This window comes from Pectobacterium atrosepticum, from assembly GCA_019056595.1.
Classification (GTDB): domain Bacteria; phylum Pseudomonadota; class Gammaproteobacteria; order Enterobacterales; family Enterobacteriaceae; genus Pectobacterium; species Pectobacterium atrosepticum.
The window spans coordinates 4890777-4905352 of record CP036163.1; the positions used below are offsets into that span (position 1 = coordinate 4890777).

A 14576-nucleotide genomic window follows, 5' to 3' on the forward strand; every position below is an offset into this window, starting at 1 on the left:
AATAGGCGGAGGGAATTCTCCGCCCTTAAAGACTATTCTTTATCTTTAAAAACTACTGTGTTTTCTCGTAGGGAAATGAGTTTTTGATATAGCTGGCGTAGTAACGGTACTTCGCCTTGCTTGCCATCAGCTCTTCATAAATCATACGAGCTACGCCGTTGTAGAGATAGATGCTCCCGTTCAGCAGCTCGACCTCCAACTGACTTTTTTCTGCATCGTACCCGACTGAAAACAACTCTGTTGATGAAACGCGTTTTCTCTGCAAAATTAACCACTCCCAACGTATCAATACCGCATCCTGACGATATACGCCTTTCGAGCTTTCTAGCCATATCGTGTTATGTACCCGTAATACTTCAAGCTGCATGTGCGTTGGCCGCGTTCAAATACTCGGCCCGTGGTGGGCCTTGCCCTGAAGGGCCAACACTGTGCGTTGTTCAAAACGCTAACGTTTTGTCCTGCAACTCGAATTATTTTGGGTATAGCTCGAAATATATCCGTGTTAGATAGCAGCATATCTTTATTAAGTTATGAATAATCAGTAAACGCTCACAGAATTCTTGCTCTGTCGTTTATCGGGCAGTTTGTTGTTCGTGGTCGATGAGGCGATATCCCTATTGCATGGTTAATCCTGAGCAAGAGCCCGTTGAAAAGCTGGCTGGTTTTCTATCCGCTCAATGTATTGTTGAATGTGTGGATAGAGGCTGAAATCCAGACGCGTTTTCGCCAAAACCAGCGGTACTGCCATTTGTATATCGGCACCGCTGAACGACTCTCCTGCAAACCAGTTTTGTTTACTCAGATGCTGTTCGATGAACTGAAGCTGAGTGGTCAATCGCGGCACAATAAAGGCCTGTTCGATACTTTGCACAATTTTGCGTGCTATCGGGCGGATGAAAAACGGCATCGGTGCGGATTCTGTTTTCGCCAATACCAGACGCATCACCAGAAGCGGCATGAGCGAACCTTCGGCAAAATGCAGCCAGAAGCGATAATCCAGCAACGCTTGTCCGCTCTGTGGACGAAATCTGCCATTACCGTAAGTCTCAATCAGGTATTCCACAATGGCCCCAGATTCGGCAATGGTCAATTCGCCATCGGTAATCACTGGCGATTTCCCTAGCGGGTGAATCTGCTTGAGCGATGTTGGGGCGCTAAAGGTTTTGGGGTCACGTGCGTAGCGAATAATTTCATAGTCAACGCCCAGTTCTTCCAACAGCCAGGTCGCTCGGGTCGAACGGGATTTTTCGAGGTGATGAACGTGTATCATCCATTGCTCCTTTTTGTTTGTCTTGGTTCCGGTAATTTGGTTCAGGGCAGGTGTGTAATCGAATATTTTAATGCGACTGCGTTCTAACAAGAAAGAGAAACAGCGCTCAGGGCGTACCTGAGCGCTGCTCTCAACGAGATAAGCATAGCACCATTATTCGAACAACTATCGTGTGAGCGACTCTTCTTCAAACAGGTACTGGGCGTGGAAGCGCAGGTGATCTTCGATAAAACTGGCGATGAAGAAATAGCTGTGATCATAGCCGGACTGCGTCCGCAGTGTCAGCGGCCACGCATACTGGTTTGCTAGCGCTTCCAGTTTTGCCGGTTGCAATTGGTCGGGAAGGAATTGATCGCAATCCCCCTGATCGACCAGCATTGGCAGTTTTTTCTGGCTATTTGCTAGCAAATAGCAACTGTCATACTGCAACCACTGTGTTTCGTCCTCACCAAGGTAAGCGGTAAGCGCCTTACGCCCCCACGGAACCTGGCTTGGGTTAACGATCGGCGCGAACGCCGATGCAGACAGAAATTGCTCCGGGTTGCGTAGCGCCAGCATCAGCGCACCGTGGCCGCCCATCGAATGTCCACTGATGGACTGGCGGCTATTCACGTTAAAATGCTGCTGGATCAGTGCCGGCAATTCCGTGCTGATGTAGTCATACATCCGGTAGTGTGCTGCCCAAGGAGCCTGTGTGGCATTCACATAGAATCCTGCACCCTGACCCAGATCGTACCCAGTATCGTCCGCTACGCCATCGCCGCGCGGGCTGGTATCCGGCATCACCAGAACCAGACCCAGCTCGGAGGCAACGCGCTGGGCGCCTGCTTTCGTCGTAAAGTTTTCGTCATTGCAGGTTAACCCAGACAGCCAGTAAAGCACGGGCGGTGGAGTGTCATCCTGTGTTGGTGGCAGATAAATGCTGAACGTCATGGCGGTGTTCAGTGTGTCTGACACATGGCGATAGCGCTGTTGCCAGCCGCCAAACATACGGTGTTCTTCCAGCAGTTCCAGTGATGGGTTCATCGCTGTACAGCCTCCTTTTTATTCCTGACAGTGGCGCAATTAACCGAAATGAATCACAGTGCGAATCGATTTGCCTTCGTGCATTAAATCGAATGCGGTGTTGATGTCGTCCAGCCCCATGGTGTGGGTGATGAAGTCATTCAGCGGGAATTCGCCTTTTAGGTAACGATCGACAAGGCCCGGTAGTTCGCTACGGCCTTTCACGCCGCCGAAAGCAGAACCGCGCCATACGCGACCGGTTACCAGTTGGAACGGACGCGTGGCGATTTCTTCGCCTGCACCGGCCACACCGATGATGATGGATTCACCCCAACCTTTATGACAGCACTCTAGCGCGGAACGCATAACGTTAACGTTACCGATACATTCGAAGGAGAAGTCCACGCCGCCATCGGTCAGTTCAACAATGACGTCCTGAATTGGCTTGTCGTAATCTTTCGGGTTGAGCAGATCGGTAGCACCCAGTTTACGTGCCAGATCGAATTTGCTGGTGTTGAGATCGATACCGATGATGCGACCTGCACCGGCCATGTGTGCGCCGATAATCGCCGACAAACCGATGCCGCCGAGGCCAAAAATAGCAACAGTATCGCCTGCTTTAACTTTTGCGGTATTCAGAACGGCACCCATGCCGGTGGTGACACCACAGCCCAGCAGGCAGACTTCTTCCAGCGGCGCTTCTTTATTCACTTTTGCTAGCGAAATTTCAGGCACGACGGTGTGCTCGGCGAACGTGGAGGTTCCCATGTAGTGGAAAATCGGTTGGCCATTTTTAGAGAAGCGGGTGGTGCCATCTGGCATCAAGCCTTTGCCCTGTGTGGAGCGAATAGCCTGACACAGGTTTGTTTTGCCGGAGCGACAGAATTTACATTCGCCACATTCCGGGGTGTAAAGCGGAATAACGTGGTCGCCAACGGCAACGCTGGTCACGCCTTCGCCAATCGCTTCCACAATACCGCCGCCTTCATGGCCCAGAATCGCTGGGAATACACCCTCAGGATCTTTACCTGACAGCGTATAGGCATCCGTGTGGCATACGCCAGTGGCGACGATGCGCACCAACACTTCACCTTTCTGCGGTGGCATCAGATCCACTTCTTCAACCGAAAGAGGTTGGTTTGGACCCCAAGCGATGGCGGCGCGGGTTTTAATCATTTGCATGGTGGTGGCTCCTAATGGCATACCGTTATGGGTTGTAAGTTAAATGATAGGACGTCGGTGTTCATCACGGTGTCGTCCCTCTTGAAAATGGTCGTTCACTAAAAATAAATGTTCATTCCGACTGAGCGGACTGCTCAATAATGAGCTTTTTGAGTGCCTCGACATTGGGGCCGAAAGCGTCGCGCCGCCATACCAGCCAGGTTGAAGCGGCTGCGATATCAGGCGGTAACTCATGTACCTGAACACGTGCGCCTGCGGGCAACGATTCGAGGACGGCATAGGGCAGCATAGCCAGCCCAGAACCGCTGGCTACACAGGCAAGCATGGCGTGGTATGAGTGAATTTCCATGATGGTGCCGGGCACCACGCCATCCTGACGGAACCAGTTCTCTAAGCGTTTTCTATAGGAACAGCTGGGGCGAAAGGCAAACAGCGTATCGTTGCTGGCATCTCGTGCATGGGTAATTGGCGAGTGCGAAGGATCGGATATCAGCACTAATTGTTCTGCAAAACACGAACAGCCATTCAGTTCATCGTACACTACGGGGCCATCAACTAACGCCGCGGCCAGCGTTCCCGCCCGGACGCGCTCGATGATTTCCCCCGATGTACCGGTATTCAGGGACAGCGAGACATTGGGGTAGCGCTGATGATAAGCCGCTAATAGCGTAGGCAAACGAGTCGCCGCCGTGCTTTCCATCGAGCCTAGCGCAAAATTACCTGCGGGTTCACCCGTACGCGTCATGCTGATCGCTTCCTCACTAAGCGCCAGAATGCGCTGTGCATAGCACAAAAAATTGTGCCCAATCGGCGATAGACGCAGGCGCTGTTTTTCTCGGATAAACAGGTCGGTGCCGAGTTCCAGTTCCAACTGGCGTAACCGCGTGGTCAGATTTGAGGGCACTCGGTGAAGCTGCTCTGCGGCGCGGGCGACGGATCCCGTTTCGGCGACGAGACAGAACATGCGGAGTTGAGTCAAATCCATGGTTTTCTCTTTTCGTAATGAACTGGTGTTTGATTATTCATTTTTTGTGAAGTGTAGCGGCAAGCTGTGCATTTCGCAACAGGTGTGGATCACTCAGATAGCGAACTCAACCTAAATCTGACGCGATGAAACATACCGGAATGGTGGAAATTACGGGCGTAATTATCATCAAGATTAATATTTGGATTTAGAAAAAGAAGGAAGCGATAAAATGATCGCGGCCTGAATTAATAGCACCAAAATCAACTATTGCAGTGAATAGGGGAATATTTCCTAACAGAAGAGACTCGAATGAAAAAATTAAGAATAATCACAGAAAAATAAAATCGTATTGTCTCCTGATACAATAGCAAAAGAGAAAAATAAATAGATAATTAAAATAAACAGTTAAATGTATAGGTAAATAGTTGTAACTAAGCAATAGCCAAAAACTATCGCAATTCTTTATTTTGATCGCATTTGTTGATGCAAGGGCGTAAAGTGCCCGGCCAAAGTGCCGATAATGTTAATGTATGGTAGGAATACCTTATCGTTATTGTAAGGAAGTGTATCTTTTTGTCATTAAAGGAAAATAACTCTAACTAATGAGAGCCTTAGCTCTTCATTAAGTGACGTAACACTCGGCGTATTTCCAATTAAAAATGTGCAGCCATCTTGTAGAAAGCGCAGAGGAAAATCGCCAGATAATTTATAGGAGTTTTCTGTGAACTTTTTAAAAAATATCACCATCAGGGCAATGCTTTTAACAATATTGGGGCTGTTTTTAGTTGTATGGGGCGGAGCATCTTTCTTTACCTCCACCTCATTAAGCAGCATGACCAAACTATTGGAGTCCGGCGAAACTCAGCGTAAAAACGTAGAGATGCTGGTAAAAGGCAATGACCAGTATTTTCGTACGGTTACTCGCTTGTTGCGTTCGATGGACTTCCAGCAAACGGGCGAAACTGCGGAAGCAGAAAAAGTATTTACGTCAGCGACAACGGCGTTTAAAAACACGTCAGATCAACTGGCGGCGTTTAAAGCCGCTGGACATGTCGGCGTCGATAAAGAAGCGGCAGACAATATGATCGCGTCGTGGACCCAATTGCTGGATAACGGGTTGACGCCAATGTTGAACGCCGCGCGTGATAATCGTCAGGAGGAGTTTCGTCAGCTTTTCCGCAAAGCGTACCCGCCGCTGAGCGTCGCGTTTGGCAGTAGTATGGATAAATATCAGGCCGCAATTATTTCGTCGTCAGAGACGTCAATGAAAGAGGTCTACGATCTGGTTGACTGGAGTAATTATATCCTGCTGGCTGCGGTGATTATTGGGTTGCTCATCCTGCTGCTGACCGATCGTTATCTGGTTAACTATCTGGTCAAGCCGTTGAATATGATCAAAGGCTATTTCCAAGTTCTGGCTGCCGGGCAGCTTGGTCACCCGCTTGATGAATTTGGCCGTAACTGTGCTGGGCAACTGATCCCTTACCTGAAAGAGATGCAGGGAAGTCTGGTTAATACGGTTTCAATTATTCGCGATAGTTCTGCATCGATTCATCAGGGCTCAAGCGAGATCAAAAGCGGCAATAACGATCTGTCCGCACGCACCGAGCAGCAGGCTGCCGCACTGGAACAGACGGCTGCCAGTATGGAAGAATTGAGTGCGACGGTGAAACAGAATGCCGATAACGTTCATCAGGCGACGAAGTTGGCACAGGACGCTTCTGTAGCGGCGAAAAAAGGCGGTGAGGTCACGGCAGATGTAATGGCGACGATGGCGAGTATTACGACAAGCTCGAAGAAAATTGCAGACATCACCAGCGTGATCAACGGTATTGCCTTCCAGACCAATATTCTGGCGCTGAATGCGGCAGTAGAAGCAGCCAGAGCCGGTGAACAAGGTCGCGGCTTTGCGGTCGTTGCGGGTGAAGTCCGTAATCTGGCTCAGCGTAGTGCTCAGGCGGCGAAAGAAATTGAAAGCCTGATTGCGGAATCAGTTCAACGCGTCAACATGGGATCAAATCAGGTCACACAGACTGGCGAAGCGATGGATTCCATCATTTCTGCGATTACTCGTGTGAACGATCTGATGGGTGAAATTGCATCGGCGTCGGATGAACAGAGTCGCGGTATTAGCCAGATTGGTCTGGCTGTTACCGAGATGGATGGCGTTACGCAACAGAACTCCGCGCTGGTTCAGGAATCTGCCGCCGCTGCTGCATCGCTGGAAGATCAGGCTCGTCAGTTGACTGAAGCCGTATCGGTGTTCCAACTGTCGGCCGCAGAGGCACCTCGTCGTCCTCAACAGCGTCTGGCGGAGAAAGCGCCAGCAGCGCAGAAGCCGATGTTACTCGCGGCCGCTGGCGGTAAGAAAGGCAACGCCAACGACAACTGGGAAACTTTCTGATAATTCCATGACAAACGGCATCGAGACAGTGACGGCCGAAAAAATCAGCTGATTTATCGTTAAAAGCACTGGGATATTTTCTCGGTGCTTTTTTTTATCGCTGAACATTTATTACTGAGCATCTATATTACTACTGAATGGTGGTTTCTCTGTGCGTACGACCTGCGTACAGGCACAACCGTAGCGCTTGATAACTTGAATCTATTTCAACAATCATGACATACAATCACTGGATAATCGTTACTCTCTCAACTAGAGTGTTGACGGCGCTAGGGTCTGACCAAGACCGTGATAATACGATAGGCATAGTTACACCTGCAGGAGAATAATAATGTCATCACTAAGTAAAGAAGCCGTTATGGTGCACGAAGCGCTGCTGGCACGCGGTCTGGAAACGCCGCTGCGTGGGGCGTTGTTGGATCGGGATACGCGTAAGCAACGTATTGCCGAGCATATGACGGAAATTATGAATTTGCTGAGCCTCGATCTGGGCGATGACAGCCTGGCTGAAACACCGACTCGTATCGCCAAAATGTACGTTGATGAAATATTCTCCGGTTTGGACTACGCCAACTTCCCCAAAATCACCATCATTGAAAACAAAATGAAGGTCGATGAAATGGTCACCGTGCGTGATATCACATTGACCAGCACCTGCGAACACCATTTCGTGATGATCGATGGGAAAGCTACGGTGGCGTATATTCCAAAAGATGGCGTCATTGGCTTGTCGAAGCTCAACCGAATCGTTCAGTTTTTCTCTCAGCGTCCTCAGGTGCAGGAGCGCTTAACTCAGCAGATTTTGGTTGCGCTGCAAACGCTGTTGGGAACAAACAATGTTGCGGTCTCGATTGATGCAGTGCACTACTGCGTGAAGGCACGCGGTATTCGTGATGCGACTAGCGCAACGACCACGACATCGTTAGGCGGACTGTTTAAATCCAGCCAGAACACGCGTCAGGAATTCTTGCGCGCGGTACGCCACCACAATTAAGCCTCTTTTATTGGCGATGATGAGGCAAGTACAGGTTGTCATCGCCAAACTGATTATCGCTAAATCAGTAAGCATCTTCGCTTTTTCCCCGTCTGTGCATACAATCGCTACTTCGATGCTTTGAAAATGTAATTTGTATGCCTTCTCACACTATACCGTCACCTCATTTTCCACCCTCGCGGATCGTTGCGCTGGATTTCGCGCGCGGCATCGCTATTTTGGGCATTCTCCTGCTGAATATTACGGCGTTTGGTTTACCGCATGCGGCATATCTGAATCCTGCCTGGCAGGGACAAGCGACATTATCTGATGCCTTAACCTGGGCGGCGATGGATCTGATCGCGCAGGCAAAATTTCTGACGCTATTTTCTCTTCTTTTTGGTGCGGGATTACAGCTTCTGCTCTCGCGGGGGAAACGCTGGGTACATGCACGTTTGTTCTGGTTGATGGTCATCGGGCTAATTCATGCCATTTTTCTGTGGGATGGCGATATTTTGCTCGACTATGCGCTGATTGGGCTGGTGTGTTACGGCATGATTCGCCATGCGGAGAGCGGTCGATTGCTAATGCGTACTGGGGCTTTCCTGTATCTGGTGGGGATCAGTGTGTTGTTTGTGCTGAGCCAGATTCTGAATTTGCAACCGGGGCGATTCTGGTTGCCGGGCATGGCGGATATCACCTATGAGGTTTACTGGCGGGCCTTAGGTGGGCCCGTGGCGTGGGAGAATCGCGTTGATCTGTTAACGGAAAGCCTGTTATCGCTGGGCGTGCAGTATGGCTGGCTATTGGCGGGATCGATGTTACTCGGTGCAGGGTTGATGCGCAGCGGTTGGCTAAAAGGTGAGTTCAGTACCGCCCATTATCGCAACGTTGCCCTGTGGCTAATTCCGCTGGGGGTGGCAATTAACAGTATTGGCGTGGTGGGTCAGTGGCTGGTGGGCTGGGAGTATCGCTGGAGCGGGCTGTTATTGCAGATTCCACGTGAGTTGAGCTCACCATTACAGGCGATAGGGTATCTTGCGCTGTGTTATGGCTTTTGGACCACGCTGTGCCAGTGGCGAATCACGTATTGGATTACAGATATCGGGCGTATGGCGCTAACCAACTATTTGCTGCAAACACTGATTTGTGTGGTGCTGTTTAACCAGCTTGGCCTGTTTATGGCCTTCAGCCGCCTGCAACTGCTGGCGCTGGTTCCCGCTATCTGGGTCGTCAATCTGGTCTTTTCTCACTACTGGCTACGTTATTTCCGTCAGGGGCCGCTTGAATGGCTGTGGCGTAAACTCACCAATGCGATAGCGAAAGCCACGTAGAAAAATACGCTACGGAGTGACTTTCTCGTTCTGCTGCGTAGGTTCCGATGCTGTTCTCGTCGGTTGTTGGTAAGGCTTAGTCTGATTAACTGGTGAGGTCAGCACCTGCTCCGGCAGAACAGCAGGGTAGTCTGGCGCATCTTCTGGGATCTTATGCTCTGCTGGAATCGGCACCTGTGGGCCTAAAAAGCGTGGCTCGCGTTTGAGAATATACAGATCGAACAGCGCGCCCAGACGAGCGCCAAATTCACGAACTCGCACGGTCATCATATTTTTGGGGGAAGGTACGGCGTAACACTGCGCCTGAATACCAAGGTGCAGCGCGATGAATAGCGCACGCTCGCAGTGGAAACGCTGGGTAATGATGGTGAAATCGTTGGTATCAAACACCTTGCGCGTTCTGACGATGGAATCCAGCGTGCGGAACCCCGCGTAGTCCAGCACGATGTCCGAAGGCGGAACGCCCGCAGCGATCAAATCGCGGCGCATCGTCATCGGTTCATTGTAACTTTGCAGCGCGTTATCACCGCTTAATAGCAGATAGCTGACTTTACCGCTGTTGTAAGCGTTAATCGTCCCTTGCATACGGAACAGGTAATACTGATTGATCACGCCGGTACGGTAGTACTTTGCTGTCCCCAATACGACACCGACCTGACGTTTCGGCAAGGTCTGAAGTTCATCGTAAATGAATGGTGCGGTTTTCCAGCTGATCCAGCGATCGAGCGCAAAAGCAGAGAGCAGCAGCACGCCAATGAGGGCTAACAAACCGAATGTCAGGCGTTTCCACATGCTTATGCCTCAGGTAAGGCGAGTAGACTAATCATGCCTCAAGGCTACTTTACCTGACAGGGGGACGCAAGATGCAGGAGAGGAACGGGCGGTTTATTGATTGAATTTTCAGCATTCAGCCCAATATGGCATGAAAATAAAACGCCAGCCTTTCGAGCCGAAAAGCTGGCGTGATAAGCGTATTAAACGCGACTACCCCACAGATCGTATTCATCTGCGTGTTCGACTTTCACTTTGACGATGTCACCGACTTTCACGCCAGTTTCGCCGTTCAGATAAACTGCGCCATCAATTTCAGGGGCGTCAGCCATACTGCGGCCAATTGCGCCTTCTTCGTCAATTTCATCGATCAGTACCAGTACTTCACGGCCAATTTTATCCTGCAAGCGTTGAGTGGAAATCGCCTGTTGAAGCTGCATGAAACGGTGGAAACGTTCTTCTTTGACTTCTTCCGGCACCTGATCGGGCAATTCATTTGCCGCTGCGCCTTCGACTGGGCTGAATTTGAAGCAACCCACGCGGTCAAGTTTGGCTTCTTTCAGGAAGTCGAGCAGCATCTGGAAGTCCTCTTCCGTTTCGCCGGGGAAGCCGACAATAAAGGTCGAACGCAGCGTTAAATCAGGGCAAATTTCGCGCCAGCGCTTAATGCGTTCCAGCGTTCTTTCTACCGCGCCCGGACGCTTCATCAGCTTGAGAATCTTCGGACTGGCGTGTTGGAGCGGAATGTCCAGATAAGGCAGGATTTTGCCTTCTGCCATTAATGGGATCACATCGTCTACGTGCGGGTAAGGGTAGACATAGTGTAGGCGCACCCACACGCCTAGCGATGCCAGTTGCTCACACAGGCTGACCATGCTGGTTTTGACCGGTTGACCGTTCCAAAAGCCGGTGCGCTGCTTCACATCTGCGCCGTACGCCGAGGTGTCCTGAGAAATGACCAGCAGCTCTTTTACGCCAGCATTTACCAGGCGTTTTGCTTCATCCAGCACTGAACCGATTGGGCGGCTATCCAAATCGCCACGCATGGAGGGAATAATGCAGAACGTACAGCGGTGGTTACAGCCTTCTGAAATTTTCAGATAGGCATAATGGCGCGGCGTGAGTTTTACGCCTTGTTCAGGAACCAAGCTGGTAAACGGATTGTGCGTCGGTTTAGGGACATATTGATGTACGTGTGACAGCACTTGCTCGTAGCTGTGCGGGCCGGTAATTTCCAGAACCTTAGGGTGCACTTCGCGTATTTGATTTTCTTTGGCACCTAAACAGCCCGTCACGATGACTTTACCGTTTTCATTCAGCGCTTCGCCGATGGCTTCCAGCGACTCTTGCACGGCGCTGTCAATAAAACCACAGGTATTGACGATCACCAGTTCAGCGTCGTCATAACGTGGCACGACCTGATAACCTTCAGTACGCAGTTCGGTCAGAATCCTCTCGGAGTCGACGAGATTTTTCGGGCAGCCGAGTGAGACAAAGCCGATGCGTGGTTGCGGGGTGGAAATATTGCTCATAATGATAAAGAAATAGTCAGATTAGGGTTCGTTAGGGCAGCGATTGTACCGATGCATACATCAAATTCCTACAAGAAGATGAGGGATACTGCTGCCATGTATTGGTACCAATCTACGCCAGGTCGTTCGCGCATTGGCTCATCTCGTCAATTAGCGTATCAAGTGATGAAGGGGGAGGCAGCTGCCTTTTTTCCTTTTCAACCTTGATAAGGAAGGCGTATAGCGGGGCAGGTAAGATAAAAGCGTCCCTCAATGTAGTTGCAAGCTGTTTATTGAATAGATCATGTGGCTGGTCAAATCTGTTCCCGACGAATTTGACCTTCCCTTGCCGCGTTACGAGGCCCATAAATGAGCCACGCCCTAGCGGGCCAACGCTTTGTGTTGTTCAAAACGCTGACGTCTTGTCCTGAAACTCGAATTATTTAGGGTATATATGTGAGAAATCGTCCTTCCTATATCGGGTCTTATTTCAATCGTAGGATCGATTTCCCGTATCGTCGCTGACAATGAGACGACTAATTTTTGGAAAGGTTCTAACAAGGCCTTATTATAAAAAACCTTATTTTCATCATGCCAGTCTTTGCTGTTTTCTTCTTTTATCTTACTGAGTAACGTCAGGCTTTCTTTTTTAAATCCAGTAAGTATTGGCGATGTCGATTTCATTCTTGCCCCTACATTATCCTTCGATGGCAATATTCAAATAGTAATAGACTTTTGCCTGGAATTAAGCAAGAGGAAAATAGCCGTGGTTAAAAAGAGAACGATAATTGTGACTTAAGTCAAATTTTTATTTGGCTTATGAATTTTAGCTAGGAATGATAAAAAAGCTAATGCATACTTATTACAGAAATAAATAACTGTTTTCACTTTTATCAATAAGACTGATTCTAATTTTTACTTGTTAATTAAATTAATTAAGTCTTATGTATGTTGTTTTAATGAATTTCTAATAACGCCATTAAATTTATTTGTTTGATGTTTAAGTGAATTTTACGGCATTTAGGGTTTTCTGCTTATAACGATAAAAGGTGTCTAATGGCCAGTGAAGGAACAGATTATCTGTATACGAGTCAGTTCAATGTCAGAAAAACTGTCTCCGCTGGTCTAAAATGCATAAGCATGCCTAAGTTTTGGCATCATCATCCGATGGTGTTTGTACACACAGACTCTATTCCATTAAAAATCAGCGCGTTAAAATAACAAATATGATTTTAGACTTAACATAATAGAGTTTAAAGGTTTTCTCCTTGTTTCTAGTGTGAGTATTTTAAATGTTCTTTTTATATGAATAAGGAATAGCGATATGTTTAAACCAAACAGTGTCATTCTCTATGTCAATGATGTCGATGCCAGTACAACGTTTTATACGTCTATTTTTGGAGAGGGCCCTATTGAAGCTTTCCCCGGTTTTTCTGTGTTTTCATTGAAAGATGGGTTTATCCTGGGGTTACAGACAAAGCACGATATTGAGCCTAAACCTGAACCTGCCTTTGGTGGATTTGAACTGTGCCTAAGTGACATTTCAATTGAGGAAGTCGATGCTATTTATAATGACTTTGCATCCCGTAATGTTCCTATGGCGTTGACGCCGACCAGACTAGAGTTTGGTTATACATTTGTTGCACTCGACCCGGACGGACATCGAATTCGCCTTTGCGCGACAGATACTAGCGGTATTGAAAAACTGTAATTTACCGACTGGCTTTATTCTTTTTATATTACATTCTTTGGAATAAAGTCAGTTTATTTATCTTAAATAAATTATAAAAAGCACTTATCGGTGCGATATGACCCTGCCTGCCACTCCATGAAAATGAATATCTGTCCCAAATACTGAGGAGAATAATGTGGGAAAAGTATGGTTTATTACGGGGGCTTCCCGTGGTTTCGGCCGTATATGGACGGAAACGGCATTGCGACGTGGAGATTGCGTCATTGCCGCTGCGCGTGAACCAGAAAAATTAGCAGATTTATGTAAGTTATTCGATGACAGACTGTTACCGGTTACGTTGGATGTGTGCGATCGGGCGGCAGCCGTGCAGGCGGTAGAAAAGGGTGTTCATAAGTTTGGCCGGATTGATGTGGTCATCAATAATGCCGGATATGCGCTTTTCTGCCCGGTGGCGGAGGTTCCAGAATCTGATGCTAGGAAAATTATTGAAACGAATTTTCTTGGTTCCCTATGGGTAATACAAGCCGTATTACCGTTATTAAGAGAGCAGAGGAAAGGGCACATTATTCAAATATCCAGCATTGCTGGTTTAATGGCCTTCCCCGGCATGGCGATGTATAACGCGACTAAATGGGCCGTGGAGGGGTTAATTGAAACATTGGCTGGTGAAGTCGACGCATTTGGTATTCATGTCACGTTAGTTGAGCCCGGCCCACATTTAACCGACTGGATTGGCTGCTCTGCTACCCGACCGCCTCATAGTGACATTTATCCTACCCTGGAGGAGATGCAGCAGCGTTGGCCCCGATTAATTCCTGCTGCACCGGAAAGTGTGGCACAGCCAATGATGGAATTGGTTGACGCGACTAAACCACCGTTGCGAATTTTATTAGGGGAAGGGTTAAAAACGCTGATTTTAAAAAATGGGCAGCATCGTCTGGCTGAATTTATATAATGTATTGATTATAAAAACCCTACTTCATAAGGAATAAGGAAATATCATGAAGCATAGCGATACGCGTGAAAACAATCGGAAAACAGTTAAGCAGTACATGGAAACTTTAGGGCAGACTAGGCTATCAAGACATGAGCTCTTTGATGATGAAGGGTACGGTGGATTATGGACTACAGATACAGGAGAGCCAGTTGTCACTAAAACTAAAAAGCGGTTAGCTGAACATGCGGTGTGGTCATTAGCCTGTTTTCCCGATTGGCAATGGTATAACGTCCAGATATTCGATACCCAGGACCCTGATATTTTCTGGGTGGAATGTGATGGGAAAGGCGAAATTAATTTTAAAGGATATCCAAAAGGATATTATGAAAACCATTTTATTCATTACTTTCAATTTAAAAATGGAAAAATTTTTATCCAAAAGGAATTTATGAATCCTTGCGAACAATTTCGTGCGCTTGGAATACCTGTTCCAAAGATAATGCGTGTAGGCATTCCCACTTAATTTCAT

14 protein-coding genes are annotated in these 14576 nt (G+C 48.3%); 6 read left to right on the forward strand and 8 right to left on the reverse strand.

All coding sequences use genetic code 11. The features are described from left to right. Nucleotides 1-52 precede the first annotated feature (52 nt). From DCX48_22735 to DCX48_22755, 5 genes are all read right to left on the reverse strand, one after another. Nucleotides 53-265, reverse strand: a complete 213-nt coding sequence (locus DCX48_22735) for a KTSC domain-containing protein (protein QXE17356.1) — start codon at nt 263-265, stop codon at nt 53-55. 360 nt (nt 266-625) lie between these two features. Further along, a complete protein-coding gene (locus DCX48_22740) occupies nt 626-1270 on the reverse strand; it encodes a glutathione S-transferase (GenBank protein ID QXE17077.1) in 645 nt (214 codons plus the stop codon). A gap of 165 nt (nt 1271-1435) precedes the next feature. Further along, nucleotides 1436-2296 (reverse strand): S-formylglutathione hydrolase, encoded by an 861-nt coding sequence (fghA, locus tag DCX48_22745; GenBank protein QXE17078.1) that lies wholly within the window; start codon nt 2294-2296, stop codon nt 1436-1438. A 39-nt stretch (nt 2297-2335) separates the two neighbouring features. Beyond that, complete coding sequence (locus DCX48_22750) at nt 2336-3451, reverse strand: S-(hydroxymethyl)glutathione dehydrogenase/class III alcohol dehydrogenase (protein ID QXE17357.1); 1116 nt, start codon at nt 3449-3451, stop codon at nt 2336-2338. A gap of 118 nt (nt 3452-3569) precedes the next feature. Then, complete coding sequence (locus tag DCX48_22755; protein ID QXE17079.1) at nt 3570-4442, reverse strand: LysR family transcriptional regulator; 873 nt, start codon at nt 4440-4442, stop codon at nt 3570-3572. Nucleotides 4443-5145: 703 nt separating this feature from the next. Between DCX48_22755 and DCX48_22760 the strand changes: the two genes are divergently transcribed. The 3 genes from DCX48_22760 to DCX48_22770 all read left to right on the forward strand — a co-directional run bounded on the left by DCX48_22760 (nt 5146) and on the right by DCX48_22770 (nt 9135). Beyond that, nucleotides 5146-6828, forward strand: coding sequence for a methyl-accepting chemotaxis protein (locus DCX48_22760; GenBank protein QXE17080.1), 1683 nt, complete (start codon nt 5146-5148; stop codon nt 6826-6828). A 331-nt stretch (nt 6829-7159) separates the two neighbouring features. Further along, complete coding sequence (gene folE / locus DCX48_22765) at nt 7160-7822, forward strand: GTP cyclohydrolase I FolE (protein ID QXE17081.1); 663 nt, start codon at nt 7160-7162, stop codon at nt 7820-7822. A gap of 137 nt (nt 7823-7959) precedes the next feature. Further along, nucleotides 7960-9135, forward strand: a complete 1176-nt coding sequence (locus DCX48_22770) for a DUF418 family protein (protein ID QXE17082.1) — start codon at nt 7960-7962, stop codon at nt 9133-9135. Between the two features lie 9 nt (nt 9136-9144). Here DCX48_22770 and sanA read toward each other — a convergent pair whose 3' ends face one another. From sanA to DCX48_22785, 3 genes are all read right to left on the reverse strand, one after another. Further along, nucleotides 9145-9927 (reverse strand): outer membrane permeability protein SanA, encoded by a 783-nt coding sequence (gene sanA / locus DCX48_22775; protein QXE17083.1) that lies wholly within the window; start codon nt 9925-9927, stop codon nt 9145-9147. Nucleotides 9928-10109: 182 nt separating this feature from the next. Then, nucleotides 10110-11438: a 30S ribosomal protein S12 methylthiotransferase RimO gene (gene rimO / locus DCX48_22780; GenBank protein QXE17084.1), complete on the reverse strand. Its 1329-nt coding sequence runs from the start codon at nt 11436-11438 to the stop codon at nt 10110-10112. A 360-nt stretch (nt 11439-11798) separates the two neighbouring features. Next, nucleotides 11799-12101: a DUF2461 family protein gene (locus DCX48_22785; GenBank protein QXE17085.1), complete on the reverse strand. Its 303-nt coding sequence runs from the start codon at nt 12099-12101 to the stop codon at nt 11799-11801. A 640-nt stretch (nt 12102-12741) separates the two neighbouring features. Between DCX48_22785 and DCX48_22790 the strand changes: the two genes are divergently transcribed. The 3 genes from DCX48_22790 to DCX48_22800 all read left to right on the forward strand — a co-directional run bounded on the left by DCX48_22790 (nt 12742) and on the right by DCX48_22800 (nt 14570). Beyond that, entirely contained in the window at nt 12742-13128 is a 387-nt protein-coding gene (locus DCX48_22790) for a phenazine biosynthesis protein (protein ID QXE17086.1), read from the forward strand. 157 nt (nt 13129-13285) lie between these two features. Then, on the forward strand, nt 13286-14065 hold the full coding sequence (locus tag DCX48_22795) for an SDR family oxidoreductase (protein QXE17087.1): 780 nt from the start codon (nt 13286-13288) through the stop codon (nt 14063-14065). Nucleotides 14066-14111: 46 nt separating this feature from the next. Beyond that, nucleotides 14112-14570 carry a phenazine biosynthesis protein gene (locus DCX48_22800; GenBank protein QXE17088.1) on the forward strand — a complete coding sequence of 153 codons (459 nt, stop codon included), beginning with the start codon at nt 14112-14114 and terminating at the stop codon, nt 14568-14570. The last annotated feature ends 6 nt before the right edge of the window (nt 14571-14576 follow it).

Excerpts from the sequence above, each read along its gene's own strand:
- DCX48_22750 (QXE17357.1), bottom strand. The coding sequence starts at position 3,451 with ATGATTAAAACCCGCGCCGCCATCGCTTGGGGTCCAAACCAACCTCTT.
- sanA (QXE17083.1), bottom strand. The coding sequence starts at position 9,927 with ATGTGGAAACGCCTGACATTCGGTTTGTTAGCCCTCATTGGCGTGCTG.
- DCX48_22770 (QXE17082.1), top strand. The coding sequence starts at position 7,960 with ATGCCTTCTCACACTATACCGTCACCTCATTTTCCACCCTCGCGGATC.
- DCX48_22790 (QXE17086.1), top strand. The coding sequence starts at position 12,742 with ATGTTTAAACCAAACAGTGTCATTCTCTATGTCAATGATGTCGATGCC.
- folE (QXE17081.1), top strand. The coding sequence starts at position 7,160 with ATGTCATCACTAAGTAAAGAAGCCGTTATGGTGCACGAAGCGCTGCTG.
- DCX48_22785 (QXE17085.1), bottom strand. The coding sequence starts at position 12,101 with ATGAAATCGACATCGCCAATACTTACTGGATTTAAAAAAGAAAGCCTG.
- rimO (QXE17084.1), bottom strand. The coding sequence starts at position 11,438 with ATGAGCAATATTTCCACCCCGCAACCACGCATCGGCTTTGTCTCACTC.
- fghA (QXE17078.1), bottom strand. The coding sequence starts at position 2,296 with ATGAACCCATCACTGGAACTGCTGGAAGAACACCGTATGTTTGGCGGC.
- DCX48_22740 (QXE17077.1), bottom strand. The coding sequence starts at position 1,270 with ATGATACACGTTCATCACCTCGAAAAATCCCGTTCGACCCGAGCGACC.
- DCX48_22755 (QXE17079.1), bottom strand. The coding sequence starts at position 4,442 with ATGGATTTGACTCAACTCCGCATGTTCTGTCTCGTCGCCGAAACGGGA.
- DCX48_22800 (QXE17088.1), top strand. The coding sequence starts at position 14,112 with ATGAAGCATAGCGATACGCGTGAAAACAATCGGAAAACAGTTAAGCAG.